The organism is Ruegeria sp. BA2 (genome assembly GCF_056539605.1).
Genome location: NZ_JBQFVE010000008.1, coordinates 13,725 through 40,500, shown reverse-complemented (window position 1 = coordinate 40,500; position 26,776 = coordinate 13,725). Strand labels below are relative to the sequence as shown.

At 57.3% G+C, this 26,776-nt stretch carries 30 protein-coding genes; 9 read left to right on the top strand and 21 right to left on the bottom strand.

Going from position 1 to position 26,776, the window contains the following annotated elements; all coding sequences use genetic code 11:
- The first annotated feature begins 22 nt into the window (after positions 1–22).
- From ttcA to ACR0NN_RS16625, 8 genes are all read left to right on the top strand, one after another.
- Positions 23–901, top strand: a complete 879-nt coding sequence (gene ttcA, locus ACR0NN_RS16660) for a tRNA 2-thiocytidine(32) synthetase TtcA (RefSeq protein WP_170727755.1) — start codon at positions 23–25, stop codon at positions 899–901.
- Between the two features lie 70 nt (positions 902–971).
- On the top strand, positions 972–2,513 hold the full coding sequence (locus ACR0NN_RS16655; RefSeq protein WP_170727753.1) for a GGDEF domain-containing phosphodiesterase: 1,542 nt from the start codon (positions 972–974) through the stop codon (positions 2,511–2,513).
- Positions 2,514–2,639: 126 nt separating this feature from the next.
- Positions 2,640–4,463, top strand: coding sequence for a membrane protein insertase YidC (gene yidC, locus ACR0NN_RS16650; RefSeq protein ID WP_170727750.1), 1,824 nt, complete (start codon positions 2,640–2,642; stop codon positions 4,461–4,463).
- On the top strand, positions 4,460–5,197 hold the full coding sequence (locus ACR0NN_RS16645) for an MOSC domain-containing protein (protein WP_170727746.1): 738 nt from the start codon (positions 4,460–4,462) through the stop codon (positions 5,195–5,197). The genes yidC and ACR0NN_RS16645 overlap by 4 nt, the downstream gene beginning before the upstream one ends.
- Positions 5,194–5,847: a ribosome biogenesis GTP-binding protein YihA/YsxC gene (gene yihA, locus ACR0NN_RS16640; protein ID WP_170727743.1), complete on the top strand. Its 654-nt coding sequence runs from the start codon at positions 5,194–5,196 to the stop codon at positions 5,845–5,847. Before ACR0NN_RS16645 ends, yihA begins: the two co-directional genes overlap by 4 nt.
- 60 nt (positions 5,848–5,907) lie before the next feature.
- Complete coding sequence (gene argB / locus ACR0NN_RS16635) at positions 5,908–6,771, top strand: acetylglutamate kinase (protein WP_170727739.1); 864 nt, start codon at positions 5,908–5,910, stop codon at positions 6,769–6,771.
- A gap of 24 nt (positions 6,772–6,795) precedes the next feature.
- On the top strand, positions 6,796–7,482 hold the full coding sequence (locus ACR0NN_RS16630) for a ferredoxin (protein ID WP_170727737.1): 687 nt from the start codon (positions 6,796–6,798) through the stop codon (positions 7,480–7,482).
- Positions 7,479–7,976 carry a histidine phosphatase family protein gene (locus ACR0NN_RS16625; RefSeq protein ID WP_170727733.1) on the top strand — a complete coding sequence of 166 codons (498 nt, stop codon included), beginning with the start codon at positions 7,479–7,481 and terminating at the stop codon, positions 7,974–7,976. Before ACR0NN_RS16630 ends, ACR0NN_RS16625 begins: the two co-directional genes overlap by 4 nt.
- Positions 7,977–8,023: 47 nt before the next feature.
- Here the strand turns inward: ACR0NN_RS16625 and ACR0NN_RS16620 are convergent, their stop codons facing one another.
- The 18 genes from ACR0NN_RS16620 to ACR0NN_RS16535 form a co-directional block, all read right to left on the bottom strand.
- Positions 8,024–8,815: an amino acid ABC transporter ATP-binding protein gene (locus ACR0NN_RS16620; protein WP_269149813.1), complete on the bottom strand. Its 792-nt coding sequence runs from the start codon at positions 8,813–8,815 to the stop codon at positions 8,024–8,026.
- A gap of 12 nt (positions 8,816–8,827) precedes the next feature.
- Complete coding sequence (locus ACR0NN_RS16615) at positions 8,828–10,126, bottom strand: amino acid ABC transporter permease (RefSeq protein ID WP_170727730.1); 1,299 nt, start codon at positions 10,124–10,126, stop codon at positions 8,828–8,830.
- Between the two features lie 3 nt (positions 10,127–10,129).
- On the bottom strand, positions 10,130–11,362 hold the full coding sequence (locus ACR0NN_RS16610) for an ABC transporter permease subunit (RefSeq protein WP_170727728.1): 1,233 nt from the start codon (positions 11,360–11,362) through the stop codon (positions 10,130–10,132).
- A gap of 127 nt (positions 11,363–11,489) precedes the next feature.
- Positions 11,490–12,506 (bottom strand): amino acid ABC transporter substrate-binding protein, encoded by a 1,017-nt coding sequence (locus tag ACR0NN_RS16605; RefSeq protein WP_170687286.1) that lies wholly within the window; start codon positions 12,504–12,506, stop codon positions 11,490–11,492.
- 206 nt (positions 12,507–12,712) lie between these two features.
- Complete coding sequence (locus ACR0NN_RS16600; protein WP_170727726.1) at positions 12,713–13,420, bottom strand: ATP12 family protein; 708 nt, start codon at positions 13,418–13,420, stop codon at positions 12,713–12,715.
- A 4-nt stretch (positions 13,421–13,424) separates the two neighbouring features.
- On the bottom strand, positions 13,425–14,096 hold the full coding sequence (locus ACR0NN_RS16595; protein WP_170727723.1) for an HAD-IA family hydrolase: 672 nt from the start codon (positions 14,094–14,096) through the stop codon (positions 13,425–13,427).
- A complete protein-coding gene (locus ACR0NN_RS16590; RefSeq protein ID WP_170727719.1) occupies positions 14,093–15,136 on the bottom strand; it encodes an RluA family pseudouridine synthase in 1,044 nt (347 codons plus the stop codon). Before ACR0NN_RS16590 ends, ACR0NN_RS16595 begins: the two co-directional genes overlap by 4 nt.
- Positions 15,137–15,240: 104 nt before the next feature.
- Entirely contained in the window at positions 15,241–16,554 is a 1,314-nt protein-coding gene (locus tag ACR0NN_RS16585) for a replication-associated recombination protein A (protein ID WP_170727717.1), read from the bottom strand.
- A 3-nt stretch (positions 16,555–16,557) separates the two neighbouring features.
- Positions 16,558–17,943: a trypsin-like peptidase domain-containing protein gene (locus ACR0NN_RS16580; protein WP_170727715.1), complete on the bottom strand. Its 1,386-nt coding sequence runs from the start codon at positions 17,941–17,943 to the stop codon at positions 16,558–16,560.
- A gap of 127 nt (positions 17,944–18,070) precedes the next feature.
- Entirely contained in the window at positions 18,071–18,493 is a 423-nt protein-coding gene (gene rplQ / locus ACR0NN_RS16575) for a 50S ribosomal protein L17 (RefSeq protein WP_170727711.1), read from the bottom strand.
- 196 nt (positions 18,494–18,689) lie between these two features.
- A complete protein-coding gene (gene arsH, locus ACR0NN_RS16570; RefSeq protein ID WP_170727708.1) occupies positions 18,690–19,409 on the bottom strand; it encodes an arsenical resistance protein ArsH in 720 nt (239 codons plus the stop codon).
- A gap of 150 nt (positions 19,410–19,559) precedes the next feature.
- On the bottom strand, positions 19,560–20,576 hold the full coding sequence (locus ACR0NN_RS16565) for a DNA-directed RNA polymerase subunit alpha (protein WP_010437127.1): 1,017 nt from the start codon (positions 20,574–20,576) through the stop codon (positions 19,560–19,562).
- Between the two features lie 115 nt (positions 20,577–20,691).
- Complete coding sequence (rpsK, locus tag ACR0NN_RS16560; protein WP_008757289.1) at positions 20,692–21,081, bottom strand: 30S ribosomal protein S11; 390 nt, start codon at positions 21,079–21,081, stop codon at positions 20,692–20,694.
- 15 nt (positions 21,082–21,096) lie between these two features.
- Positions 21,097–21,465 (bottom strand): 30S ribosomal protein S13, encoded by a 369-nt coding sequence (gene rpsM, locus ACR0NN_RS16555; RefSeq protein ID WP_008757392.1) that lies wholly within the window; start codon positions 21,463–21,465, stop codon positions 21,097–21,099.
- Positions 21,466–21,676: 211 nt separating this feature from the next.
- Positions 21,677–22,348, bottom strand: a complete 672-nt coding sequence (locus ACR0NN_RS16550) for an adenylate kinase (protein ID WP_170687294.1) — start codon at positions 22,346–22,348, stop codon at positions 21,677–21,679.
- Entirely contained in the window at positions 22,345–23,709 is a 1,365-nt protein-coding gene (gene secY / locus ACR0NN_RS16545) for a preprotein translocase subunit SecY (protein ID WP_170687295.1), read from the bottom strand. Before secY ends, ACR0NN_RS16550 begins: the two co-directional genes overlap by 4 nt.
- Before the next feature lie 109 nt (positions 23,710–23,818).
- A complete protein-coding gene (rplO, locus tag ACR0NN_RS16540; protein ID WP_170687296.1) occupies positions 23,819–24,292 on the bottom strand; it encodes a 50S ribosomal protein L15 in 474 nt (157 codons plus the stop codon).
- A gap of 202 nt (positions 24,293–24,494) precedes the next feature.
- Positions 24,495–24,710 carry a DUF1127 domain-containing protein gene (locus ACR0NN_RS16535; RefSeq protein ID WP_170687297.1) on the bottom strand — a complete coding sequence of 72 codons (216 nt, stop codon included), beginning with the start codon at positions 24,708–24,710 and terminating at the stop codon, positions 24,495–24,497.
- Between the two features lie 216 nt (positions 24,711–24,926).
- On the opposite strand from ACR0NN_RS16535, the gene ACR0NN_RS16530 reads away from it, so the two are divergent.
- Positions 24,927–25,388 carry a VOC family protein gene (locus ACR0NN_RS16530; protein WP_480685125.1) on the top strand — a complete coding sequence of 154 codons (462 nt, stop codon included), beginning with the start codon at positions 24,927–24,929 and terminating at the stop codon, positions 25,386–25,388.
- Between the two features lie 73 nt (positions 25,389–25,461).
- On the opposite strand, the gene rpmD is transcribed toward ACR0NN_RS16530, so the two are convergent.
- The 3 genes from rpmD to rplR all read right to left on the bottom strand — a co-directional run bounded on the left by rpmD (position 25,462) and on the right by rplR (position 26,766).
- On the bottom strand, positions 25,462–25,650 hold the full coding sequence (gene rpmD / locus ACR0NN_RS16525) for a 50S ribosomal protein L30 (protein ID WP_170727699.1): 189 nt from the start codon (positions 25,648–25,650) through the stop codon (positions 25,462–25,464).
- A 12-nt stretch (positions 25,651–25,662) separates the two neighbouring features.
- Complete coding sequence (gene rpsE / locus ACR0NN_RS16520; protein WP_155148691.1) at positions 25,663–26,232, bottom strand: 30S ribosomal protein S5; 570 nt, start codon at positions 26,230–26,232, stop codon at positions 25,663–25,665.
- 174 nt (positions 26,233–26,406) lie between these two features.
- Positions 26,407–26,766: a 50S ribosomal protein L18 gene (rplR, locus tag ACR0NN_RS16515; RefSeq protein WP_170727697.1), complete on the bottom strand. Its 360-nt coding sequence runs from the start codon at positions 26,764–26,766 to the stop codon at positions 26,407–26,409.
- Between the last annotated feature and the right edge of the window lie 10 nt (positions 26,767–26,776).

Here is a 26,776-nt window from a genome sequence, read left to right as displayed (position 1 = left end):
CCATCTGCGATAGGCCCCGCCCATGTTTGATGAAGCCGACGATATCCATCCACTCTTTGCCGGTGCACCTTCGACCACCGAGTTCAAGAAGCTGCGCAAACGCATTGTGCGCCATACGCGCGAGGCAATTGCGCAATATGGGATGGTCGACCGCACTGGCGACACACCCCGGTGGCTGGTCTGCCTGTCGGGCGGAAAAGACAGCTATACTCTGCTGGCCGTGCTGTACGAATTAAAATGGCGTGGTTTGCTGCCTGTCGATCTTTTGGCCTGCAATCTGGATCAGGGGCAACCTGGGTTTCCCGCGACGGTCCTGCCTGAATTTCTTGAGCGTATGGGTGTTCCCCACCGTATCGAATATCAGGACACCTATTCCGTTGTGATGGACAAAGTCCCGCAAGGCCGCACATATTGCGCGCTGTGTTCACGCCTGCGCCGAGGCAACCTCTATCGCATCGCGCGCGAGGAAGGGTGCTCAGCGGTAGTGCTGGGTCATCACCGGGATGATATCCTTGAGACCTTTTTCATGAACCTGTTCCATGGCGGACGTCTGGCGACGATGCCACCGAAGCTAGTGAATGAAGAAGGCGATTTGTTCGTTTTCCGCCCCCTCTCCCACGTCGCCGAAGCGGATTGTGAGAAATTCGCCAACGCGATGAACTATCCCATCATTCCTTGTGACCTTTGCGGCAGTCAGGACGGCCTGCAACGCCAGCAGGTGAAGCAGATCCTTGATCAATGGGAAACAAACGCGCCGGGGCGGCGGCAGGTGATGTTTCGGGCGCTGACCAACGCACGGCCTTCGCATCTTTTGGACCCGAAACTCTTTGATTTTGCAAATCTCTCCATTGATCCGATTCAAAAAGACGAAAATTCGGACGAAATTCCCAAGTTACGTTAACGCCTGACTCAGATTGGTTTCTTACGGTTGGCTTGCGCGATCCTAGCTCAAGTCAAAGGCCGTAATACCGATGCGGAAAATTCTCTCTGTAAACCGAAGCCTCGATGCCCTGCGTGTTCTTATTTCAGGACCGCAAATTCTGGCTTTTGTACCAGCTGCCTGTTTGGCCGCCTTTTGGTTGGGCGGTGAACGCGCGCTAATCGCCACCGCCTTAGGCTTGCCACTTGTATTCGCAGCAACGGGCATCTGGGGTGGTCGATCATATACTGCGCGCAGCTCAGGAATGCGTCCCAGTGGCGCGGTTCCTTATGACGTGTTCCAAACCGAAATGCAGATGTTGAATGACGTGGTTCAAAAATCCAATGAAAACGCCGCCTGCATCGCCGTTGCGCTGGATGATTATCTCGACCTTCTGGATCTGCACGGCCAGGCCGCCGCAAATCATGTGAATCGACAGGTCAGCGATCGCATCCTTTCGGTCATTCGCAGCCAGGATATTTTTGCACAGATCGACCAGAACCGGTTTCTCATCGGCCTTTACCCTTCACCGCATCTTGACCTCGAAGCATGCATCCAGATGTCAGGTCGCATTCAAAGCGCCATCGAAGAACCCCTTATCGTGAATGGTACAAGTGTCTATCAATCCTGCTCCATTGGCTTCTGCCTGCATTCTGACCTGCGCGAACCCGAAGCGATTGGGTGGATCGGTGCTGCCACCGCAGCTCTTTCCGAGGCGCAAAGAAGTGGGCCGTCAACTATACGCGCCTATTCAGCAGCGACCCAAAGGCGGTCATTGGTCCGTGCCAACCTCAGGAAAGAGTTCGAGGCTGCGTTGGACAATGGGGAACTCCGGCCTTGGTTTCAGCCCCAGATATCGACCGACAATGGCAACATAACCGGATTTGAGGCGCTAGCGCGTTGGGAGCATCCGGTCAAAGGCGTTCTTGGTCCACAGGTATTCCTGCCTTTCGCCGAGCAGGCCGACCTGTTGGAACGATTGGGGCAGGTCATGCGCCATCATGCATTCGACGCGATGCGGGCCTGGGATCGCGCGGCATTGATTGTTCCAAGGATCGGGATCAATTTCTCATCCGATGAACTGCGCAACCCGGGCCTGATAGACAGGTTGAAATGGGAGTTGGATCAATTCGATCTGACCCCTGACAGGCTGGCGGTCGAAATCCTGGAAACGGTGTTCTCGCGGCGGCCCGACGACGTGATCACGCGGAACGTAACCGGTATGGCAGCCCTTGGGTGCTGCATTGATCTGGACGACTTTGGCACTGGGCATGCGTCGATCGCATCGATCAAGCGATTTGATGTCTCGCGCATCAAGATCGACCGGACTTTCGTCGCAAAATCCGATCAAGACCCCAGTCAGCAACAATTGGTAAGTGCCATTCTGACCATGGCGGAGCGGTTGAACCTCGAAACGCTTGCGGAAGGTGTTGAGACGCCGGGCGAACATGCGTTGATGGCGCAATTGGGCAGCAATCACGTCCAAGGTTTTGGGGTTGCCCGGCCGATGCCGTTCGACCAGACATTGGATTGGATCGCCGCACATCGTGCCAAGCTTGCGGGCGCGCCCAAGATCGGTCGCAAAATGGGATGAAATCGGCAGTTTCGGTGCGCCAAATCCAGCGCTGCGGTGATTTGATGGGCGATTCCGCTTGACCTTTGGGGCTGCACTCTGTTGAACCCACCGGGTGTGTTTCACTGCTCAAGGTGGCTGTCCCCGATGGACGATCAGAATAAGAATCTTATCCTCGCAACCGCGCTCAGCTTTCTGGTGATCCTGGTCTGGTTTGTGTTGTTCCCTCCGCCGGAACCAACCACGACACAGGAACAGGCAGAAATTGCAGCCCTGGAAGGTGACGAGGTACAAACACCCAGCGCCACAAGCACCGTGGGTGAGGCGACAGCGACCGCCGAAGAAACGCTGCCGGAAGAGCAAGCACCCCGAGTGAACATCGATACCCCCCGCCTTGAGGGAAGCTTGTCCCTGTCGGGCGGTCGGATCGATGAGTTGTTTTTGAAAGACTATAAAGTTTCGATCGAAGAAGGCGCACCGATTGTCGAGCTGCTGTCTCCGGTTGGGTCTGAATCTGCCTACTATGCGCTTTATGGTTGGGCTCCGGGTACCGGGCTAGCAGGAGCCGATGTTCCTGGTCCCAACACACTCTGGACACTGGAAGAGGGCGAAACGCTTGGCTTAGACAACCCGATCACTCTGGCCTGGGACAATGGCAACGGCTTGACCTTCCGCCGCATCATCTCGGTTGATCAGGATTACATGTTCACCGTGACCCAATCCGTTGAGAACGCGACCCAGTCCGAGGTGGGTATGGCCCCCTATGGCATCCTCGCCCGTCACGGCATCGGAGAGGACGGAGATCTGCCTGGCCTGAAAAACTTCTTCATCCTGCATGAAGGTGTAATCGGAATGGCCGACGGGACACTGTCCGAAGTCGATTATGGCGATGTCCGCGATTTCGATATCGATCCGAATGAACGTGCACAGGCCGAGGTGTATCAGGTTAAGGAAGATGGCTGGATCGGCTTCACCGACCACTACTGGATGACCACGCTTATTCCTGAGCCCGGCTCGACGTTCAAAGCGGCCGCAAAATATGACTCGCGTCGCAAAATCTACCAAACCGAGACGGTGCTGCCGACGGTTACGGTTGCTCCGGGCGGGACCGCTGAGGTGACCACACGCCTTTTCGCCGGTGCCAAAGAATGGGAAGCTATTCGTGAATATCAGGCGGAAGGCGTACAGAAATTCATCGACAGCATCGACTGGGGCTGGTTCTTCTTCCTCACCAAGCCGATCTTCTGGTTGCTGCACAACATCAATCTGCTGATTGGGAACATGGGCTGGTCCATCATTGGCCTGACCCTGATCATCAAGGCAATCTTGTTCCCGCTGGCCTTCAAATCTTATGTCTCAATGGCGAAGATGAAGGAGTTGCAACCGCAGATGGAGGCCCTGAAAGAGGCCGCAGGTGATGACCGTCAGAAGATGCAGCAAGGCATGATGGAGCTGTACAAGAAGGAAAAAGTAAACCCGGCCGCCGGCTGTTTGCCAATCCTGATGCAGATCCCGATCTTCTTCTCGTTGTACAAGGTGATCTTCGTCACCATCGAGCTGCGTCAGGCCCCGTGGTTTGGCCCGTTCCAGGACCTCAGCGCACCGGACCCGACCTCGATCTTCAACTTCTTTGGTTGGTTGCCCTGGGCCGCTCCCGCGCCCGAAAGTTTCATGGCGTTAATTTTCATCGGAATCCTGCCGCTGCTGCTCGGTATCTCGATGTGGCTGCAGCAAAAACTGAACCCGGCACCAACCGATGCAACACAGGCGATGATCTTTGCCTGGATGCCGTGGGTGTTCATGTTCATGCTGGGCGGGTTCGCCAGCGGTCTGGTTGTATACTGGATTGCGAACAACACGATCACATTCACCCAGCAATACCTGATCATGCGTAGCCAGGGCTACACGCCTGACGTATTCGGCAACATCAAGTCCGGCTTCAAGAAAACGCCAAAGACGGATGACAAATGACCGGCACAGTGAGCGCCCTGTGGCGGCACCCGATCAAAAGCCACGGGCGTGAAAGCCTTGATCAGATTACCATGACCCCCGGGCATACCATGCCCGGGGATCGTGTTTGGGCGGTTGCGCATGAGGCATCGAAGGCCGATGGCTCGGAATGGATGCCATGTAACAATTTCAGCCGCGGGGCAAAGGCCCCTCAGTTGATGGCAATCTCTGCGCAATTGCATGGTGACGTGGTCACACTACGCCATCCTGACCGCCCTGACCTGAGCTTTGAGCCCGACACGCAGCAGAACGCCTTTCTGGACTGGGTCAAGCCGTTGATGCCGGCTGATCGCGCAGCGTCCGCTCGCATAATCCGCGTGCCCGGGCGTGGTATGACAGATAGCGATTTTCCATCGATCAGCCTGTGCAACATGGCCTCGCACCGTGCAGTTGAGCAAAAGCTGAACCGTGGTCTGTCGACCATCCGCTGGCGCGGCAATATCTGGTTCGACGGTCTGCCGCTGTGGGAAGAGTTCGACTGGATCGGCCACGACATCCGCATCGGTGATGCAACCCTGCGCGTCCGCGAGCGTATCACGCGCTGTCTGGCGACGACCGCCAACCCTGAGACGGGCGAACGCGACGCGGACACTCTGGGCGCTCTGAACAGCTGGGCCCATCAGGATTTTGGGGTTTACGCCGAAGTGCTGGACGGGGGCACCATTCGCACTGGCGACAAGGTTCAGATACTATGACCACGCTTCCCTTTCCTTTGGCCGAAACACCAGACGCGTTCGCTGCAGAGACCGGGCGCAAACTGTTTGCCGGACCATCAGAGTTCGTCAAAGGCGTCGTCGCCATGGACGGCCTGCCCGCCCCGGACCGGTTGGAGGTCTGTTTCGCGGGTCGCTCAAACGTGGGCAAATCCAGCCTGATCAACGCGCTGACCGGCACCAAGGGTCTGGCGCGCGCATCCAATACGCCGGGCCGCACGCAAGAGATCAACTTTTTCACGCAAGGGCCAGAGCTCTATCTGGTCGACCTGCCAGGCTATGGCTATGCCAACGCGCCGGTAAAGATCGTGGAGAAATGGCAGCGTCTGCTCAAAAAATACCTGAGCGGTCGCCAGACGCTGCGCCGCGCCTTCGTGTTGATCGACTCGCGCCATGGGGTGAAATCCGTGGATGCCGAGATCATGAAACTGCTGGACACCAGCGCCGTGACCTTTCAATGCGTTCTGACAAAGGCCGACAAGGTCAAGGCCAAAGACCGCGAGAAAGTGCTGGATCAAGTGCGCAGCGCCCTGTCCAAACACCCTGCTGCTTTCCCCGAAATCGTGCTGACTTCGTCCGAGAAAGGCGATGGCATTCCAACGTTGCGCTCGATCATCGCACATCTGGAATAGCTTCGCCCTTGGCAGCACCGCACAAAGGCCCTAACACGGTGTGCCAGAGGGACCTAAGCCATGAAGACACGAGATATGAACCGGGACTGGATCGCCACCGCAGCCACACTCAACAGCGCCCTGCCCTATCTGCAGCGATATGACGGTGCAATCGTCGTCATCAAGCTGGGCGGGCACGCCATGGGCAGCGACGAAGCCATGGAGAGCTTTGCGCGCGACGTCGTTCTGATGCGTCAGGTTGGCGTCAATCCTGTGATCGTGCATGGCGGCGGACCAATGATCAACGCAATGCTGGACAAGCTAGATATTCAGTCCGAATTTGTCGGCGGTAAGCGTGTCACCGACAAGGCCACTGTCGAAGTGGTTGAAATGGTCCTTTCGGGGCTTGTGAACAAGCGCATCGTACAGGCCATAAACGGACAAGGCGGCTCAGCCGTGGGCCTGTCGGGCAAAGATGCCAACCTCATGATCTGCGACCAGACGGACCCGTCACTTGGATTTGTCGGCTCTCCGTCCGAGATGAACCCCAAGGTTCTGCATGATCTGTTTTCGCATGACGTGATCCCGGTAATTGCGCCGTTGGGTGCTGGCCGGGATGGCGAAACCTTCAATGTGAACGGCGACACGGCTGCGGGGGCCATCGCCTCGGCCCTGAAGGCGGACCGCCTGCTGCTGCTGACCGATGTTTCCGGCGTCAAGAACGCGGCCGGAGAGGTTGTGACAGAGCTCAAGGCCGGGCAGATCCGAGAGATGACACTTGAGGGAACGATTGCAGGCGGCATGATCCCAAAAACCGAAACCGCGCTGGATGCGTTGCACAGCAGCGTCCGGGCCGTTGTCATTCTGGACGGACGTGCGCCCAATGCCGTATTGCTCGAACTGTTTACCGAGCACGGTGCCGGATCGTTGATCCGACCGGACTGAATCCTGATCACGGGCGGAGGGCAAATGGCAGAACCGATCCAAGAGGCCTCTGACACTTTGTCTTACGCCCGCGTCGATGATGCGGTACAGGCTGAGGGTCTGATCGTAATGGGGGCGTTCTATCCCCGGCTGGTAGAGTCCAAGCAATTGGACAGCGGCACTCTCGTCTTGCTTGGTGCGGCGGATGCATTCTGGCCGGTTCTAAAGGCTTCGACTGAATGGCAAGATGATCAAAGCGATCCGGTGGACCGCTGGTCAACCCGGGTCATTGGCCGGCTTTCTGAAATGCTTGGCGCGCAACCCTATTTTCCATTTGGTGGACCACCTTATGCGCCCTTCATTGACTGGGCCCTGAAATCGGGACGGACCTTCAGCAGCCCTGTTGGCGCGCTGTTGCATGATACGGTTGGCATGATGATCTCATTCCGGGGGGCTTTGCACTTTCGGGGTGAATTCTCGATTCCTGATGTTTCTGGCGTCTCCCCTTGCACCACATGCCCTGCGCCCTGCACCACTGCCTGCCCGGTTGGTGCATTGAACGCGGCAGAGTTCTATAACGTCGACGCATGCCACTCGCATCTATCAACAATCGAAGGTCAGGCTTGCATGACCGGAGGGTGCCTTGCCAGACGCGCCTGCCCCCTCAGCGTAGGGTCGGGACGGCTGCCTGAACAATCCGCGCACCACATGCGGGCCTTTCACCCGTCATGACCCACACCCTGATCCTGACGCGGCACGCCAAATCCAGCTGGGATGACCTGACGCTTTCTGATCACGACCGACCGCTGAACAAGCGGGGGCGAAAATCTGCGCCAGCCGTGGGGGTTTGGCTGTCTGTGAACGACTGGCAGCCTGACGAAGTCCTCAGCTCAACCGCCCGACGCACCCGCGAAACGTGGGAGAGGATGGGGTTGAGCGCAAGTAGGACAAGGTTCATCCCAGCCCTGTACCACGCGGAGGCAGAAACAATGTTTGAGCAGTTGTCCGAGGCGACGGGTGCGACAGCTCTGATGTTGGGCCATAACCCCGGGATCGCGGAATTCTCTGAACGGATTGTGAAGCAGGCCCCGGATCATCCGCGATTTCGCGACTATCCCACCTGCGCCACAACTGTTTTACGCTTTGACATATCGGATTGGTCTGAAATTCGATGGCACAGCGGATCCGTTTTGGGGTTTGCCATTCCGCGTGAGCTGCTGGAATAGAAAAAGGCGGGGCCAGACCCCGCCTTTCTTTGTAATTGCACCTAACCTTAGTGACCCAGGATCTGGCTGAGGAACAGCTTGGTCCGCTCGCTCTGCGGGTTGTTGAAGAACTCTTCCGGTTCGTTCTGTTCCACAATCTGACCGGCATCCATAAAGATCACGCGGTTGGCGACCTGACGGGCAAAGCCCATCTCGTGGGTCACACACAACATGGTCATGCCTTCTTCGGCCAGTTCGATCATGGTGTCGAGCACCTCTTTGATCATCTCAGGGTCCAGCGCCGAGGTCGGTTCGTCGAACAGCATGATCCGCGGCATCATGCAGAGCGAGCGCGCGATCGCTACACGCTGCTGCTGGCCACCCGACAACTGACCGGGATATTTCAGCGCCTGATCCGGGATCTTCACCTTTTCCAGGAAATGCATCGCACGCTCTTCGGCCTCTTTCTTCGGCGTTTTGCGCACCCAGATCGGGGCCAGCGTGCAGTTTTCCAGAATGGTCAGGTGCGGGAACAGGTTGAAGTGCTGAAACACCATGCCAACCTCGGACCGGATCTTGTCGATGTTTTTGAGGTCATTCGACAGCTCGGTTCCGTCCACGACGATCGTGCCCTGCTGGTGTTCTTCCAGCGCGTTCAGGCAGCGGATCAGGGTGGATTTTCCGGAACCGGAAGGCCCCGCGATCACGATCCGCTCGCCCTGATTGACGGTCAGATTGATATCGCGCAGCACGTGGAAAGACCCGTACCACTTGTTCATGCCGTTGATTTCGATGGCGACCTCGTCGCTCACCTGCATCTTCGAGCGGTCGATTTCGCGTTCTACTGCAAGTTCAGACATGTGTTGAACTCCTTAACGATGGTCCGTGGCAAGGCGACGCTCGAGCCACTGGGAATATTGAGAGATGCCGTAACAGACGACGAAGAACAGAAGCGCGGCAAACCCCAAAAGCTCCCAATAGACGCCGTTCCACTCGGTCGACGCCAGGATGGGGCCCCGGATCATGCCCACCAGATCGAACATCGAGATGACCGAAACCAGTGTGGTATCCTTGAACAGGCCAACGGCCACGTTCACGATACCAGGGATCGAGATCTTCAGAGCCTGCGGCAGGATGATCAGACGCATCGCCTGCGGGTAATCCAGGCCCAAGCTATCTGCTGCCTCATACTGTCCGCGCGGCAGAGCGGCCAGGCCACCCCGGATCACCTCGGCGATATAGGCGGCCGAGAACATGGTGATCATGATCACGACACGCAGGAACAGGTCGACCGTGCTGTCAGGCGGGAAGAAATAAGCCAGCATCACCGAAGCCACAAACAGCAGCGTGATCAGAGGCACACCGCGGATGAACTCGATGAAGATGACACAGACCCATTTGATCAGCGGCATCGTTGACTGGCGTCCCAGAGCCAGAGCAATCCCAAGCGGTACTGATAGCGACACACAGGTCACACCCAGCATCATGTTCAACATGAACCCGCCTAGATCACGGCTTGGAACATAGGTCAGCCACGCATTTTCTGACGCGCCCTCTGGGATCAGCGCCCCGCCGACATTCCAGACGATCAGCGCAGTGACGATGGCGCCAAAGAAGCCTGCGGCAAAGCTCTTGTTGCCCAGTTTCTGGAAGACAAAGCCTGCGGCGACACAGCCGATCAGCGCAACCAACGGCACAAGGATAGTACCACCCCAGATCAGCCAGAAGGCAAGGAATGGATAAAGGCCGGTGAAGATCAGCATCTTGCGGGGAAGGTCAAAGAACAGGACCGGCGCAAACGCAACCAGCATCAGCACAAAGGCCAGGTTTGGCCGCCAATAAGCCTCGTCAGGGTATTTGAACCCATATATCAGCTGTGGCCAACGCTCGGTCAGGACCGCGAAACAGGCCCCGGTTTTCCCTGCCAGAATCTCGCGACATTCCGCCAGCGAGTTGGCATTCCACACCCCATTCAGAATCCACGGCAGTGTATTCTTCAAAATGAGGTAGATCAGGATCAGTGAGATCACCGTCAGGATCGTGTTCGCGACTCCCGAGAACAAGTTCTCGCGCATCCACTTGACCACACCAACCTCATTTGCCGGTGGCGGAGAGGGAGGGATTGTGCCTTCTGCCACGAAGGCGATCGAATTCGTCGTTTGATCACTCATGGCTCAGCGCTCCTTCAACTTGACGGATGCGTTGTAGATGTTCATCACCATCGAAATCAGCAGCGACGCTGTCAGGTAGAACAGCATCAACAGCAGAACACACTCGATAGCGCGGCCTGTCTGGTTCAGCGTGATACCCCCCAGGGTCGCGGTGATATCCGCATAACCAACGGCAATTGCCAAAGACGAGTTCTTGGTGATGTTCAGATATTGCGAAATCAACGGCGGAATGATCACCCGCAGCGCCTGCGGCAAGATCACGAGGTTCATGACCCGACCCGGGCGCAAGCCCAGAGCCGACGCAGCCTCGGTCTGACCTTTTGAAATCGCCTGAATACCTGCGCGGACGTTTTCCGCGATAAAGGCACCAGTGTAGATCGACAGGGCAAACCAAAGGGCGATCAGCGGACCACCGACCTTGATACCACCGCTGAAATTAAAGCCCTTCAACTCGGGGACATTCCAGGTCAGACCCATCAGGAACATCAGGATTACGAAAGGAACCAACCAGACCGCCAGTTTTGGCAGCAAGGTCTTGGGACGCTCGCCTGTTTCCTCTTGCTTGATGGTGGCGCGTTTCTCGATTTCTTTGGAAACGAACCAGGACCCGACCAAAACGGCAAGAACAAGAACCCAGTTCAGGAAAGCCGAACTGAAGAACCCGTTCGCGAAATCCGGGCGCGGAATATAGACGCCGCGGTTGGTGAATGCGAAGAGATCCAAAACCATGCTCGAAGTGGGGTTCTCACCTCGGAACTCACGCGGTCCCGGCAGCACCGCCGTCATGATGGTGAAGATTATGATGATCCAGATCAGAACCGGAATGTTCCGGAAAATCTCGACATAAACCGCCATCAGCTTTGAGACGAGCCAGTTGTTGGACAAGCGCAGAACGCCGGCGATCACACCAAATACAGTTGCAGTGATACAGGCCAGAAAGGCCACCAGCAGAGTGTTCAGAATGCCGACAACAGCCGCACGCCCGTGTGAAGACTGGCTGTCATATTCAATGAGGCGTTGGTTAATATCGTACCCAGACGGATCGCCAAGGAATGAGTAAGAGATGTTAAGGCCGGCGGCCCTAAGGTTCTGGATCAGGTTGTTACCTAGATACCAGATGCTAAGCGCAATAACGATGGCCGCGATCACCTGAAACGTCAGCGAGCGATAGCGGGTATCGTTTATGAGCATAGACAACCGAAAGTCAGCTTTCGGCGGGTCAGTCATAGTCGACATATTTTGGAATCCCCGTGCATTTCGGACGCTTCATAAACCGGCAGGGTTTTCCCCGCTCTTGAGCCGCCCGTAGCATTTTGATGGAAAAGAGGGCGCAGGTTGCCCTGCGCCCTCTCCTCTGTGGGTTTTAGCGGAACGGCGGCGAATACAGCAGACCACCTTCGGTCCACTGCGCGTTAAGGCCGCGTGCCAGACCGATCGGGGTTTCTTCACCGATGTTCTTGGCAAAAACTTCGCCATAGTTACCACCAGCTTTGATAGCTTTGGCGGCCCAGTCAGCGTCCAGACCCAGCATCTCACCCAGAGTACCTTCGGTACCCAGCAGGCGGTTGACTTCCGGGTTGTCGGTGCCAGCAGCCATCTCATCGATGTTTGCCGAGGTTACACCCAGCTCTTCAGCCGAGACCAGTGCATTCAAGGTCCAGCGGACAACATCGCCCCACTCGTGATCGCCGTGACGGACCAGCGGGCCCAGCGGCTCTTTCGAGATGATTTCAGGCAGCAGCACGTGGTCACCTGGGTTTTCGAACGTGGCGCGGGTTGCGGCCAGACCCGATGCGTCGGTGGTGTAAACGTCACATGCACCAGCAAGGTACTGCTGTTGCGCTTCGGCGTTGGTTTCGATCGGAACCGGCTCATAGCTGATGTTGTTCGAGCGGAAGAAATCCGCCAGGTTCAGCTCGGTGGTGGTGCCGGTTTGGATGCATACGGTCGCGCCGTCCAGTTCTTTGGCCGAGCTTACGCCCAGTGCCTTGGGAACCATGAAGCCTTGGCCGTCATAGTAGTTAACGCCGACGAATTCGAACTTCAGATCGACATCGCGGCTGAAGGTCCAAGTGGTGTTACGTGCCAGCATGTCGATCTCGCCGGACGCCAGCGCGGTAAAGCGTGTCTTACCGGTGGTCGGAACGAATTCAACTGCGTTCGCGTCACCTAATACAGCTGCAGCAACAGCACGGCATAGGGAAACATCGAAGCCCTGCCATTCGCCATTCGCGTCGGGCGCCGCAAAACCAACCAGACCGGTGGTCACACCGCAGTTTAGCTTGCCGCGTGCTTTGACGTCGTCAACGGTCGCAGCCGCAGCCGCACCAGCAGCCAGGCCGGCAATTGTTGCCATGCCCAAGATTACGGATTTTTTCATTTTTACCTCTTCCTGATTTTCCGCCTCTAGTTGAGACGGTTCGACCCAGCGCTGCCGCGCCGGAAAGGTTACCCAAAAGGTCTCTCCCCTTTAGTGGCACGAGTTTGGGCGTATTCATCAACAAACGTCAAGGGCCGGATCAGCGAAAACGATAGGTGAATTTACGTATTATTCGGGCTGAAATCACAATTTGACGCCAAAAAGTCTCAAGTAGAGAGGTCATAGAAGCGCTTTGCATGCAGGAAGGCGGCTTCTTTCACTTCGGCGGCGGCGTGCGCCTCGTCGTCATGGCCCCATTGCTCAATCTGCCAAAGCTCATCCAGTCGCGAAATGCGCCATATCTCGTCCGGTTTGCGCCAATTCTGTGCAGCCGCAAAACCAAGAATCAATGACCCGGACAGGCTGACGAGGTCGTGAAACGCGGCCAGTTGGAACGCGCTTTGCTCGTGCACCCGACCTCGCAATCGCTGCAACGCGTCAGCGGCCTGCGGTTGGTGTACCACACCCACGATCGGAAAGAGCCGTGCGTTCAGTGTGTCAGCAGCCCAATCCAAGGCCGAGTCCCACGCGTCTGACTGTCGTTTTTGCAGGGTTTCGGGATGGGTCGCCCGATAACACAGCAGATCCGAGTCACCGTAATCCGCAAGCATATCGGCAACTTCGCCATGCTGTTGCTGAACTTTGTCGATTGCGGCATTGGCAGAACGGGTAAACGGCATCGTGGCCGGGTCAACTTCTTTTTCTTGCGCGTCCCATTCTTGGGCAACCGCCTCGGCCATGGCACGCGTCGGCAGGATCAACGCAGCTTTTGCTGGCGTTTTGACCCGGCGGCCGTCCAGTTCAACGGTATACCCCCCGTCCGCCTCGACAACAGCGCTTGTGGTCCAGAACCGCTTTGGCTTCCAGTCGCTCATTTCATTAGCCCCAGATATTAGCCAGCGCTTCTGGCAGTTGCTCAAATGTATCGACTACATATCGCGCCGCGCCCAGAGCTGCACGATCATGATAGCCCCAGCTGACACCGATCCCGGCAACCTGCGCGGCAGCGGCCATATCCATGTCAAAACTGGTATCGCCGACCATCGCGGCTTGTGCTGCGGTCACTCCGGTTTCGGCCAGGGCCGTTTCGATCATAGAAGGATGTGGCTTGGATGGGTGATGGTCCGCTACTTGGCGGGTTACGAAATATCGTTCCAGCTCGTGCGCCTCAAGCAGCGCTTCAAGCCCGCGCTGAGATTTGCCTGTAGCCACTCCCAAAAGCACCTCGGGCTGTGTGTGGAGCCGTTCAATCACCTCTCGCGCGCCGGGATAAAGCGGTGAGCTTGCAGCCCCCTGCTCTAACCGTTGCGCATGATATGCCTTTTTGTACCCTTCGACCAATGAGCCCTGAACCTGTTCCGACTGATCCGGTGCTAGGCGCGCCATTGCGTGCGGCAGAGACAGGCCAACGATGGACAGGATCGCGGTACGATCTGGAATTGGCAGCGATTGCGCCTGAAAACATGCAGCCATCGCAGAAACAATAGCACCTTGACTGTCGACCAGCGTGCCATCCACATCGAACAGGACCAACCGCAAAGGGGCGCTCATCGCAGTTCCTCAAACGGATCATCCGCGGCTAGATCTACGGTCCAGCCCAATGTCTCCCAACTATGCTTCATATGCTCGGGCAAGGGTGCCGTGATCGAGATAGGTTTTCGGCTCGAAGGGTGTTCGAACGAAAGGCTGCGCGCATGCAGATGAAGCTTCTTGCTGATGATCCCGCCCAACTGCGCGCCCCAACCGTCGCCAAGGTTCTCTTGCCCGGACCCGCCATATTTTCCATCGCCGATGATTGGATGGCCAATCGCCGCCATGTGTGCACGCAACTGATGGGTTCGCCCGGTCACAGGCTCCATTGCGACCCAGGCCGCCCTACCCGCGACCCGATAGAGCGTCGCATAGAGCGTATGTGCGCGCTTTGCCCCAGGCGTATCGTTCACTTCGCTGGGATGCACGGCGATCATCTTCTCGCCCTCGCCCTGTTTGCCATGCCCTGACGCTTTGACCAGACCGGTCTTGATCTCGCCCAGATAAGGCGTTGGCACACCAGCCACGAGGGCCCAGTAGATCTTGCGCGTATTGCGATGCCGGAACGCTGCGGTTAGTCCTTTGGCGGCCTCGCGCGTGCGGGCCATCAAAAGAACGCCGGATGTGTCTTTGTCCAACCGATGCACAAGACGCGGGTTCTCGTCATAGCCAAAGCGCAACGCTTCGGACAGGCTGTCCACATAGCGGGTCTGACCGCTGCCGCCCTGAACCGGCAGGCCATGCGGCTTGTTCAACGCCAGAACATGGTCATCCTTATAGATCACACAGGACTGGATCATCTTCGCGTCCGCATCCGAGACACGATGCTTCACGACTGCGGGCTTGTGATCCGCGTCCGGCAGCGGAGGCACACGCACGGACTGCCCCACCTCCAACCGGGTCGAGGCTTTTACCCGCCCACCATCGACGCGCAGTTCACCCTTGCGGCACATCTTCTCGATCCGGCCCTGGCTGACATGAGGAAACAGGCGGCGCAGCCAACGATCCAGCCGCTGGTCGCCATCGCCCTCTGCTACGGTGATCACCTGTACGCCGCTCATGCCATTGCCCCTTGTTCCGCGCGGCTGATCCGCCCGAATTGTGCTTGTTTCAGTGCCTTAGAAATCATGCGCGTCTGTCGCGCGCATCGGGTGCAGAGTCAAGCCTAGCCCGAATTGCGCTGGGATCTCAGCTTGGCGAAATACTCCAGCCGTTTTTTCAGCTCCCGTTCGAACCCACGTTCAACCGGCTGATAGAGCACCGGGCGTTTCATATCATCCGGGAAATAGTTCTGACCCGAAAACCCATCTTCGGCATCGTGGTCATAGGCATAGCCTGCCCCATACCCTTGATCTTTCATCAGCGAGGTCGGCGCGTTCAGGATATGTTTGGGCGGCGGTTCGCTGCCCGATTGCTTGGCCAGCCGCATCGCCGCTTTATACCCCACATAGGCCCCGTTCGATTTCGGAGCGAGCGCCAGATAGACCAAAGCCTGCGCCAGCGCCAGCTCACCCTCGGGCGAGCCCAACCGCTCATAGGTTTCCCAACTGTGCAGGCAAATCGATTGCGCCTGCGGATCGGCCAAGCCGATATCCTCGACCGCCATCCGCGTGATCCGGCGCGCCAGATAGCGCGGGTCTTCACCACCGGTCAGCATCCGCGCAAACCAATAGAGCGCTGCGTCCGGATCCGATCCGCGTACCGATTTGTGCAGGGCCGAGATCAGATTGTAATGCTCGTCCCCCGACTTGTCGTATTTTGCGGCACGCCGCATCAGGCGCGTTGACAAAGCCTCGGGATCCAGATCGGCGTCCACTTTCCAGGCGGTAACCTGTTCAATCAGGTTCAATAGCGCGCGCCCGTCACCATCAGCCATCTCTTGTAGCGCTTGGCGGGCGGCAGACGTCAGCGGCAATGCGCGATCCAGCTCTTTCTCGGCGCGTTGGGTCAGGCGCTCAAGATCAACGAGACTGAGGCGCTCCAGTACCAGCACCTGAGATCGACTGAGAACCGCCGCGTTCAGCTCAAACGACGGGTTTTCGGTCGTCGCGCCCACCAGAAGGATCGTGCCATCTTCCATATGCGGCAGAAACCCATCCTGCTGCGCTTTGTTGAATCGATGGATTTCGTCGACGAACAGCAAAGTGCCCTGTCCGTTCTGACGCCGGATCTTGGCGGCTTCGAACACCTTTTTCAGATCCGGAACACCCGTGAAAATCGCGCTGATCTGCACGAAATGCAGATCGGTTTCCTGGGCCAGCAGCCGGGCAATGGTCGTCTTACCGACACCCGGAGGTCCCCAAAAGATCAGGCTGGACAAGCTACCCGAGGCCAACATCACTCCAAGCGGCGCCTCTGTGCCTAGAACCTGCTCTTGCCCGATCACCTCAGATAATGACTGCGGTCGCAAGCGATCCGCCAGTGGACGATGAGGCGAGGCTGCGGGCGCGGCGGAACCAGTATCGAAGAGATCACTCACGGGTTACAGCCTGAACCGCAACGAAATCGCGCGACCACCCCGTTCAAGCGCAATCTGAACTCTGCGACCCGGATCGGTTAAAGCCTGAACAACATCCTCGGGTGCATCGATACCCGAGCCGTTGATATCCACCACAACATCGCCGGCGCGCAATCCTGCCCGCGCGCCATAAGGACCGGGATCAACAACAACGACGCCGGTCTGCGACAGTGTCAAACCCAGCCGCACGATCACGGCCGGATTAATGCCAGACACCGTCAACCCTGGAAGCGCGGTATCCTCATCCAATGTGGTCTCATTTGCGGCGGGGGTTTCAGGCGCCCTGATCAAAGCCACTTCAATCTCTGCCTGATCCTCTCCGCGCAGCCGGGTCAACACCGATTTCCCGCCAACCCCCGCGACGGCCATCCGAAATTTCATTTCAGCCGGAGAGTTCACTTCATCCCCATCGACATGAGTGACCACATCCCCGACCTGTAGGCCCGCATCTGCCAGCGGGCTGAGCGCATGCAGGTCGGAAATCACGACGCCCAGTGGGATAACCATGCCCAGAGACTCGGCGATATCCGCACTCATGTGTTGACCGGCCATACCCGCCCAGGGGCTAACAAAGCTCTCGTTACCAGCTTGCGCCTGTCGCAGAAACTCAGCCACCAGATTGGCAGGGATGGCAAAACCAATCCCGTTCGACCCGCCCGAACGGGTCAAGATCGAGGTGTTGATCCCAATAAGGTCGCCGTTCACATCGATCAGCGCACCGCCAGAATTGCCGGGATTGATTGCTGCATCGGTCTGAATGAAATACCCACGCGCATTTCCCGTCGCGGTCCCGGTACGCGCAAGCCCTGAAATAATGCCTGAAGACACCGTCTGCCCCACACCGAACGGGTTGCCGATGGCCAGTGCCAATTCACCAACCTCAACGTGATCCGAGTCGCGCATCTGTAGAAATGGCAGGCCCGCGGCCTCTTCCAGCCGTAAAATGGCGATATCGCTTTCCTTGTCCCCGAGCACGACCTCGGCGGAGTATTCTCGGCGATCCGTCGTCACCACCTGTATTTCGGTGGCTGATCCGACGACGTGGTAGTTGGATACGACAAATCCATCACCAGACAGGATGACACCCGAACCCAATGAGTTCTGAACACGCGGTCGCGGTTCGCCAAAGCCCCTACCAAAGAAATCCTGAAAAAACGGATCGGAGAACAGCGATTGCCTCCGACCCTCGCGCACGATTTTGGCATATATATTCACTACGGCAGGTGCTGCCGTTTTGACCACCGGCGCAAATCCCAGACCGATCTCGGCCTGGGATTGCGGAACGCGGGTTTCGGCGGAGGCCTGCGCGCACAGCATTATTAGACACGTGGCGATAACGGTACGGATCATGCAGCCTCCTATCGGACTTGGCCGAAGATATGCGGAGCCGTAGCCGCGAATGCAAGAGCCTATCCTAAACGAAAAACCTCCGCCCGGTTTCCCGAACGGAGGTTCCAATCTGGCCCAGGGCCAAATCTTATTCTTCGTCTGCGGCCTCTTCGGCAGCAACGCGGGCTTTGTCTGCCGCGCCTTTGGCGTCGACGTCGCGATCAACAAATTCGATGATCGCCATCGGCGCCATATCGCCATAGCGGAAGCCTGCTTTCAGGATACGGACATATCCGCCCTGACGTTCGGCATAACGGGGGCCCAGAACTTCGAACAGCTTGGAGACGTCTTTGTCTTCTTTCAGCTGCGCTGCGGCCTGACGGCGGGCGTGCAGGTCACCGCGTTTGCCCAGGGTGATCAGCTTTTCAACGATCGGGCGCAGTTCTTTTGCCTTGGGCAGAGTTGTCTTGATCTGCTCATGTTCGATGAGCGAGCCAGCCATGTTTGCAAACAGAGCCTTACGATGCTCATGAGTACGGTTCAGGCGGCGATAACCACGTGCGTGACGCATATTTCAATTCCTTCTTTCACGTTTTGCTTTGTCCGGCCTCCGATGCGCGTCAGAAGCTCTCCTTGGGGCGGGTTTGCCCAAAATGCGAAGGGGCCCGAAGGCCCCGTCAGGGTCGGTCACGGTTGCCCGTGATCGGATGCCGTCCTTTACGCGAATCTCTTCTGCTCAGCAAGCCTGAAATTCAGGCCTTTTTCGCTTAGATCGAGCGCTGGTTTACACGCGCGGATTGTTGTTCAGGGCTTTCCACCCGTTCGCTGTAACGATCCGTCAAATAGTCCTTCAAATCCCGCGTCAGCAAGGTGAATTTAACCAATTCCTCCATCACATCAACGATGCGGTTGTAGAAGGCAGACGGCTTCATCCGGTCTTCGTCGTCGAACTCGGTAAAGGCGCGCGCGACCGAACTTTGATTGGGGATCGTCAGGCACCGCATCCAACGCCCGAGCACGCGCATCTGATTGACGGCATTGAAACTTTGAGACCCACCGCTGACCTGCATCAGAGCAAGCGTTTTGCCTTGGGTCGGACGTACCGCACCGATAGACAGCGGTATCCAGTCAATCTGTGCCTTCATGATCCCGGTCATCGACCCGTGCCGCTCGGGTGAGCACCAGACCATACCCTCGGACCAGGTCACTAGATCGCGCAGCTCTTGTACCTTTGGATGGTCAGCCTCGGCATCATCTGGCAAGGGTAGGCCCGATGGATCAAATACGCGCGTTTCACATCCCAAGCGGTGCAGGATTCGGGCGGCTTCTTCATTAGCAAGCCGGGAGAACGAGCGCTTTCTCAATGACCCATGCAGCAACAGGATGCGCGGCGGATGAGACGAACGAAGCGGAGAGGACAAGGCCTCATGGTCCGGAAATCGAAACCGAGCATCTTCAAGGTTTGGCAGGCTCTCAGGATCAGTCATCAATTCACTTATCCGACTAAGGGAATTCAGCTTAGCGGTTAGCCCATTGGATAAGATAAATGCAAGTCTATTTCATGATTTCGTGAAATAAGTATCCAGCCAAAAAAAGAGCCGGGCACGCCCGGCTCAATCTTCGATCTAAAGAGACACTTAGAACGCGTCTTCGAATTTCTTGGCCAGATCTTCGATGTTGTCGGGCGGCCAATCCTCGACATCCATGCCGAGGTGCAGACCCATGCCGGACAGCACTTCCTTGATCTCGTTCAGCGACTTGCGGCCGAAGTTCGGGGTGCGCAGCATCTCGGCTTCGGTCTTCTGGATCAGATCGCCAATGTAAACGATGTTGTCGTTCTTCAGGCAGTTTGCCGAACGAACCGACAGTTCCAGTTCGTCCACTTTTTTCAGCAGCAGCGGGTTGAACTCCAGACCATCATCTTCGTCCTGGCGGCCAGCCGATTCCGGCTCGTCAAAGTTGACGAAGATCGACAACTGGTCCTGCAGGATACGAGCGGCAAAGGCCAGCGCGTCTTCAGGTGTGATCGAACCGTCGGTGTCGATCTTCAGGGTCAGCTTGTCATAGTCCAGAACCTGACCTTCGCGGGTCGGCTGAACGTCATAGGCAACCTTTTTGACCGGCGAATAGATCGCGTCGATCGGGATCAGGCCAATGGGTGCGTCTTCGGGCTTGTTCTTCTCAGCCGAGACGTAACCTTTGCCGGTGTTGACGGTCAGTTCCATGAACAGGTCGGCGCCATCGTCCAGGTGGCAGATGACGTGATCGCGGTTCAGAACCTCGATACCGGCGCTTTCGCTGATGTCGCCTGCGGTGACAACGGCAGGGCCCTTGGCATTGATCGACAGGCGCTTGGGGCCTTCGACTTCCATGCGCAGAGACACGCCTTTGAGGTTCAGGATAATGTCGGTGACGTCTTCACGGACGCCTGCGACCGAGGAGAACTCGTGCAGGACGTTGTCGATCTGAACGCTGGTGATGGCCGCGCCTTGCAAGCTGCTCATCAGAACGCGGCGCAACGCGTTGCCCAGAGTCAGGCCAAAGCCACGCTCCAGCGGCTCGGCAACCAGGGTTGCCTGACGTGCCGGATCGTTGCCCGGCTTGCCGTCAAGCTGGGTCGGCTTGATCAATTCTGCCCAATTCTTATGGATCATGTAATCCCTCCATTCCTGTCCGCGCCCCATGACCAACAAGGTGCAGACGCCCGAGGTTCAAAATGACGTGCTGGGGCCGTGCAAAAACACGGGCCCCAGCCTAATTCAAAATCGCTTAGACGCGACGACGCTTCGGCGGACGGCAGCCGTTGTGAGCAATCGGGGTCACGTCGCGGATCGACGTGATGTTGAAGCCCACTGCAGCCAGCGCGCGCAGAGCCGATTCACGACCCGAACCGGGGCCCTGAACTTCGACTTCGAGCGTTTTGACGCCATGTTCCTGCGCCTTCTTGCCTGCGTCTTCTGCAGCCATCTGTGCGGCGTAGGGTGTCGATTTCCGCGATCCCTTGAAGCCCATGGTACCGGCAGACGACCACGAAATGGCGTTACCCTGTACGTCCGAGATCAGGATCTTGGTGTTGTTGAAGGTCGAGTTCACATGGGCAACGCCCGATGCGATGTTCTTACGCTCTTTGCGCTTAACGCGAGTCTTGTCACGTGCCATCGGTCAGACCCTCCCTTATTTCTTCTTACCGGCAATGGCCTTTGCGGGGCCTTTGCGGGTACGAGCATTGGTATGGGTACGCTGACCGCGAACCGGCAGGTTGCGGCGGTGACGCAGACCGCGATAGCAGCCCAGGTCCATCAGGCGCTTGACGTTCATCTGAACTTCACGACGCAGATCACCTTCGACGGTGAAATTTGCATCGATGTGCTCGCGGATGGCCAGAACTTCGGCGTCGGACAGTTCGTTGACGCGACGGTGCGCTTCAATGCCTACGGCTTCGCAGATCGCTTTGGCCGAGGTGTTTCCGATACCGGTGATATATGTGAGGGCGATTGGTACCCGCTTTGCAGTCGGGATGTTTACGCCGGCAATACGTGCCACGTGTCACTTTCCTTTTCGTTGCGGTTCCGTAACTCCAGAACCTTTTTTCACAACGCTTTACCGTGGCAGTGTCGCCAGAGGGTTCAGCATTATTCGAGGTGGTCGGGGCATTTGAGACGAATCCCGCATGCGGTCTTGATTCCCTTTAGGGATGGGGGTCGATATGGGCTTTTGGCAGCGCCGTCAAGCCTATTCCATCAATGCCCGATTCTCAGCCGTTACCGGTGGCGTCACCACCTTTATCCAAGACGGTGGCAATAGCCCCCTGAACCTCATCGATCTCGCCCAAACCATCGACCCAGGACAGGTTGCCTTTGGCGTGGTAGTATCCGATCAGCATCGAGGTTTTCTTGTAATATTCCATCAGACGGGTTTTGAGGCTTTCCTCATTATCGTCCGCACGGCGTTTGAAATCGTTTTCCTTGCCGCAGTTGGAGCATTTGCCATCCGCCGGGATCGGCTTGGTGATATCGTTGTAGACCTCACCACATCCGCCGCAGGTCGATCGCGCCGTAATCCGTGCGACCAAGGCATCGTCATTGACTTCCATCGCAACAACAGCGTCCAGCGTCTCGCCAGTGCTGTCCAGCAATTCACCCAAAGCATCGGCCTGCGCCAACGTGCGTGGGAAACCATCAAAGATGAAACCTCCCTTGGCACCCTGTTCCAGCTTTTCGCGGATCAGGCCGATCACGATCTCATCGGTGACCAGTTCACCCTTGGCCATCACCTCAGCCACGCGGTTGCCCATTTCAGTACCGCTGTCTTTGGCTTCGCGCAGCATGTCGCCGGTGCTCAGCTGAACCATCCCGCGGGTTTCAACCAGGTGACGCGCCTGCGTGCCCTTGCCTGCCCCCGGGGGACCGAGAAGTATGATGTTCATCGACGAGCAGCTCCCTTTCTGCCGCGTTTCTTGCTTTTGCCGCGCAGCTGGGACTTTTCAATCAGCCCTTCGTATTGATGCGCCAGCAAATGGCTCTGGACCTGCTGGATCGTGTCCATGGTCACCGAGACGATAATCAGCACGGACGTGCCGCCAAAATAGAACGGAATGGCGAACTGGCCCCGCAGGATTTCAGGCAGCAGACAGACCGCAGCCAGATAGGCCGAGCCCAGAACGAGCACGCGATTGACCACGTATTCCAGATACTCGGCGGTTTTCTTGCCCGGACGGATACCCGGCACAAAACCGTTTTGCTTTTTCAGGTTGTCCGCAACATCGTCCGGTTTGAACGACACGTTGAACGTGTAGAAATAGGCGAAGAATACGATCATCGACGCGAAGAACAGCAGGTACAGCGGCTGTCCGGGGCCAAAGTTGGCCAGCAGCCAAGACATGACCGGGCCATTGGTGGCGCCCGACGAGAAGGTCGAGATCGTCACCGGCAGCAGCAGCAGCGAGCTCGCAAAGATCGCCGGGATGACGCCCGCCGGGTTTACTTTGACCGGCAGGTGGCTGGAGCCGCCTTCATAGACTTTCATACCCGCCTGACGGCGCGGGTATTGGATATGGATCTTGCGCAGAGCACGCTCCATGAACACCACAAAGGTGATCACGGCAATCACCATGACGATCACACCCACGATCACAGCGGGGCTGATCGCGCCTGAGCGACCAGAGGCAAAGAACTGCGCCAACGCGGCCGGAACCTCGGCGATGATACCGACGAAGATGATCAGGGAAATACCGTTGCCGATACCGCGTGCGGTGATCTGCTCACCCAGCCACATCAGGAACATGGTACCGCCGACCAGGGTAATCATCGTCGACATACGGAAGAACATGCCCGGATCGGTCGCCAGATCGCCCGATTCCAGCGAAACGGCCAGACCATAAGCCTGAACAGTGGCCAGCGCCACGGTGCCGAAACGGGTGTATTGATTGATCTTCTTGCGCCCTTGCTCGCCCTCTTTCTTGAGCTGTTCGAGCGCGGGAACCATCGATGTCAGCAGCTGCACGATGATCGAAGCCGAGATGTAGGGCATGATGCCGAGGGCAAAGATACCCATCCGCCCCAGCGCTCCGCCGGTGAACATCGAAACCATGCCGCCGATGCCCTGCCCCGCTTGCTCCATGAACTCACGCAGCGCTTGCCCGTCGATCCCCGGCACCGGGATAAAGGTGCCCAAGCGATAGACGATCAGCAAACCCAGTGTGAATAGGATGCGGTTGCGCAGATCGGTGGCTTTGCCAAGGGCAGCCCAGCTTGTGTTGGCTGCCATTTGTTCTGCTGCTGATACCATAAATCGGTCTCTCTTATGTAAACGCCGCCCGGAACCGTTTTCCGGCTCGGGCGGCGTCTGGGAAAACTTAGTGCTCTATGTAAGCGGGTCTTTGCCCGCTCACAAGCGCTTACTCTGCCGCAGCAGCTTTTGTGACCTGAAGTGAACCGCCCGCTTTTTCTACCGCTTCAATAGCAGCTTTCGAAGCACCGGTGACTTCCAAGTTCACCTTTGCGCTGATTTCGCCTTTGGCCAGAACGCGAACACCGTCCAGCTTGCGGCGAACCAGACCGGATGCAACCAGCGCATCCTCGGTAATCGCTGCTTTGGCGTCCAGCTTGCCAGCGTCGACGAATTTCTGGATCAGGCCCAGATTGATAACGGCGAATTCCTTGCGGTTCGGCTTGTTGAAGCCACGCTTGGGCAGGCGCTGGTACAGCGGCATCTGGCCGCCTTCATAGCCATTGATGGCCACACCCGAACGGGATTTCTGGCCTTTGATACCACGGCCACCCATTTTACCTTTGCCGGAACCGGGACCACGGCCAACGCGGGTGCGTTTCGGTGCGGCGCCAGGATTGTCGCGCAATTCATGCAGTTTCATATCGCTTCTCCTAAGCCGGATGTGACCCCCGAAGCGTGATGGGCCAACCACGGCGTTTCTTGGTTTTGATTCTCGTGGATAGAAATCCACCGGAGCGCTCTACAGTGTTGCGGCCTCGGTTGCAAGGTTTGTTGTATCCTGGTTACAAAAACCAAAAAGAGGCGCCGAAATGGCGCCTCTTCAACGGTGAGTGGTTGGGGTGTTACGCGCAATATGCGTGGTCGCGTGCTATATCTGCGATATCGCAACGGCGAACGCCGATATCGTCCAGCTCGCGGTTGCTCAGGCTTTGCAACTCGCGATAGGTGCGGCTGTATTCTGCAGCCCGTGCGCGGTTTTCTTTTACGCGCTCAACAAAGCTCGCAATACGAGCGTTCAGGTTGAAGCCGCCATGTGTCAGTGTAGCTGTATGTGCCATATCTAATTTCCTTTCTGTTCCAGGGCGTATTCCCTGGGCGTTTCCATTTGTTCCTTTGTGGACAAGGATCAGATAGGAGCATTAGATACCGCTAACAACGCGCGTTTTGGTCTAGCCGGTATGCGTTTGATGAATGGCAAATTACCCATGAAAATAGTGCCCTGACAAAGCCTCAAGCCTGAGCCAGACTAGCCTCATTTCTCGATGAGGTTACACATGTCGATATTGCACTTGTCCATCACCGCCGCAGACCCCGAGGACGTCGCAAAGTTTCTGGCAGATATTATGGGCGGCGAAGCGTTGCCATTTCCCCCATTCCCGGACTCGTGGATTGCGTTTGCCGAGAAAGACAACGGGACAGCAATTGAAGTATATCCATTGACCCATACCCTGATCGCTGGCCCAGATCGGGTAACCTGCAAGGTCGGCGATATGGACCCCTCGTCAACATTCGCTCATATCGCGCTTGGTTCAGTCCTGTCGCAACAAGACCTGCTCAACAAGGCGCACCAAAAAGGCTGGACTACCCGAGCGTGTAATCGCGGTCCGTTTGAGTGTGTTGAAATCTGGTTGGAAAACCGGGTCTTGATCGAAGCCCTCGACAAAGACATGCAGCGCGACTACCGCGCGGGAATGACAATGGAGAATTGGGCAGCGATGTTTGGCTTCACGCGCTGATCCGGCACCTCTACCTCACAATAAAAACGCCTCCGGCACTGCCGGAGGCGCTTTAACTTCAAAGAACTCGCGTTTAACCGCGCTCTTCGATGATCTGAACCAGATGCGGGATCTTGTTGACCATGCCGCGAACGGAAGGAGTATCCTCCAGCTCACGGGTTTTGTTCATCTTGTTCAGGCCCAGGCCGATCAGGGTTGCGCGCTGTTCGGCGGGGCGTCGGATCGGGGAGCCGATCTGCTTGACGACGATGGTTTTTGCCATGGGTCGCTCTCCTTATGCTTCTGCTTCAGCAGCAGCTGGTGCTTCGTCCCGCTTGGGCAGGATGTCGGCAACCTTTTTGCCACGACGTGCGGCAACCGAACGCGGGCTCTGCTCTTTCTGCAGGCCGTTGATGGTGGCGCGGATCATGTTGTACGGGTTCTGCGAGCCCAGCGATTTGGACACAACGTCCTTGACGCCCAGCATTTCGAACACGGCACGCATCGGACCACCGGCGATGATACCAGTACCCTCAGGTGCGGTGCGCATAACCACTTTACCGGCGCCATGGCGGCCCTCGATATCGTGGTGCAGGGTCCGGCCTTCACGCAGTTGCACGCGGATCATCTGACGCTTGGCTTGCTCGGTCGCCTTGCGGATGGCCTCGGGCACTTCTTTCGCCTTACCCTTGCCAAAGCCCACACGGCCTTTCTGATCGCCGACAACCACCAGCGCGGCGAAGCCAAAGCGCTTACCACCTTTTACGGTTTTCGACACACGGTTGATTGCGACCAGACGATCTGCAAATTCCGGTGCTTCTTCACGGTCGCGGCCACGGCCCCGACGGTTTTCACGTTCTGCCATTTGGCATCCCTTTTCTCATGTGGCGCTTGCGGCGCCGTTTTCTTCAATCCAAGTGAACCCCGACTGTCGCCGAGGCCCCCGGATCATCGGGGCGGATCGAAACCCGCCCGCAATCTTTGGTATCGCGCATCTTGACCCGAAAACCGGTTCCCACTTTTCGGGATGCGCTTGGTCTTAGATCTTCAGACCACCCTCACGCGCAGCGTCGGCGACAGCCTTCACTTTGCCGTGGAACAGGAAGCCGCCACGATCGAAATAAGCCTCTTCGATGCCTGCCTTCTTGGCACGCTCGGCGATGGCCGCACCCACTTTGGTGGCCGCTTCGACGTTGTTCTTGCCAACAACGCCCAGATCCTTTTCCAGGGTCGAGGCCGAGGCCAAGGTCACGCCACGAACGTCGTCGATCAGCTGAACAGAGATGTTCTTGTTCGAGCGATGGATCGACAGGCGTACACGGCCTGCGTTGACCTTGCGAAGTTTGTTCCGAACGCGCAGGCGGCGCTTCAGAAACAGGGTTCTTTTGCTGTTTGCCATTGTTTGCGTC

Bases quoted from the DNA above. Each gene is read 5' to 3' on its own strand.
- ttcA (WP_170727755.1), top strand. From the start codon at position 23: ATGTTTGATGAAGCCGACGATATCCATCCACTCTTTGCCGGTGCACCT.
- ACR0NN_RS16655 (WP_170727753.1), top strand. From the start codon at position 972: ATGCGGAAAATTCTCTCTGTAAACCGAAGCCTCGATGCCCTGCGTGTT.
- yidC (WP_170727750.1), top strand. From the start codon at position 2,640: ATGGACGATCAGAATAAGAATCTTATCCTCGCAACCGCGCTCAGCTTT.
- ACR0NN_RS16645 (WP_170727746.1), top strand. From the start codon at position 4,460: ATGACCGGCACAGTGAGCGCCCTGTGGCGGCACCCGATCAAAAGCCAC.
- yihA (WP_170727743.1), top strand. From the start codon at position 5,194: ATGACCACGCTTCCCTTTCCTTTGGCCGAAACACCAGACGCGTTCGCT.
- argB (WP_170727739.1), top strand. From the start codon at position 5,908: ATGAAGACACGAGATATGAACCGGGACTGGATCGCCACCGCAGCCACA.
- ACR0NN_RS16630 (WP_170727737.1), top strand. From the start codon at position 6,796: ATGGCAGAACCGATCCAAGAGGCCTCTGACACTTTGTCTTACGCCCGC.
- ACR0NN_RS16625 (WP_170727733.1), top strand. From the start codon at position 7,479: ATGACCCACACCCTGATCCTGACGCGGCACGCCAAATCCAGCTGGGAT.
- ACR0NN_RS16620 (WP_269149813.1), bottom strand. From the start codon at position 8,815: ATGTCTGAACTTGCAGTAGAACGCGAAATCGACCGCTCGAAGATGCAG.
- ACR0NN_RS16615 (WP_170727730.1), bottom strand. From the start codon at position 10,126: ATGAGTGATCAAACGACGAATTCGATCGCCTTCGTGGCAGAAGGCACA.
- ACR0NN_RS16610 (WP_170727728.1), bottom strand. From the start codon at position 11,362: ATGTCGACTATGACTGACCCGCCGAAAGCTGACTTTCGGTTGTCTATG.
- ACR0NN_RS16605 (WP_170687286.1), bottom strand. From the start codon at position 12,506: ATGAAAAAATCCGTAATCTTGGGCATGGCAACAATTGCCGGCCTGGCT.
- ACR0NN_RS16600 (WP_170727726.1), bottom strand. From the start codon at position 13,420: ATGAGCGACTGGAAGCCAAAGCGGTTCTGGACCACAAGCGCTGTTGTC.
- ACR0NN_RS16595 (WP_170727723.1), bottom strand. From the start codon at position 14,096: ATGAGCGCCCCTTTGCGGTTGGTCCTGTTCGATGTGGATGGCACGCTG.
- ACR0NN_RS16590 (WP_170727719.1), bottom strand. From the start codon at position 15,136: ATGAGCGGCGTACAGGTGATCACCGTAGCAGAGGGCGATGGCGACCAG.
- ACR0NN_RS16580 (WP_170727715.1), bottom strand. From the start codon at position 17,943: ATGATCCGTACCGTTATCGCCACGTGTCTAATAATGCTGTGCGCGCAG.
- rplQ (WP_170727711.1), bottom strand. From the start codon at position 18,493: ATGCGTCACGCACGTGGTTATCGCCGCCTGAACCGTACTCATGAGCAT.
- arsH (WP_170727708.1), bottom strand. From the start codon at position 19,409: ATGACTGATCCTGAGAGCCTGCCAAACCTTGAAGATGCTCGGTTTCGA.
- ACR0NN_RS16565 (WP_010437127.1), bottom strand. From the start codon at position 20,576: ATGATCCATAAGAATTGGGCAGAATTGATCAAGCCGACCCAGCTTGAC.
- rpsK (WP_008757289.1), bottom strand. From the start codon at position 21,081: ATGGCACGTGACAAGACTCGCGTTAAGCGCAAAGAGCGTAAGAACATC.
- ACR0NN_RS16550 (WP_170687294.1), bottom strand. From the start codon at position 22,348: ATGAACATCATACTTCTCGGTCCCCCGGGGGCAGGCAAGGGCACGCAG.
- secY (WP_170687295.1), bottom strand. From the start codon at position 23,709: ATGGTATCAGCAGCAGAACAAATGGCAGCCAACACAAGCTGGGCTGCC.
- rplO (WP_170687296.1), bottom strand. From the start codon at position 24,292: ATGAAACTGCATGAATTGCGCGACAATCCTGGCGCCGCACCGAAACGC.
- ACR0NN_RS16535 (WP_170687297.1), bottom strand. From the start codon at position 24,710: ATGGCACATACAGCTACACTGACACATGGCGGCTTCAACCTGAACGCT.
- ACR0NN_RS16530 (WP_480685125.1), top strand. From the start codon at position 24,927: ATGTCGATATTGCACTTGTCCATCACCGCCGCAGACCCCGAGGACGTC.
- rpmD (WP_170727699.1), bottom strand. From the start codon at position 25,650: ATGGCAAAAACCATCGTCGTCAAGCAGATCGGCTCCCCGATCCGACGC.
- rpsE (WP_155148691.1), bottom strand. From the start codon at position 26,232: ATGGCAGAACGTGAAAACCGTCGGGGCCGTGGCCGCGACCGTGAAGAA.
- rplR (WP_170727697.1), bottom strand. From the start codon at position 26,766: ATGGCAAACAGCAAAAGAACCCTGTTTCTGAAGCGCCGCCTGCGCGTT.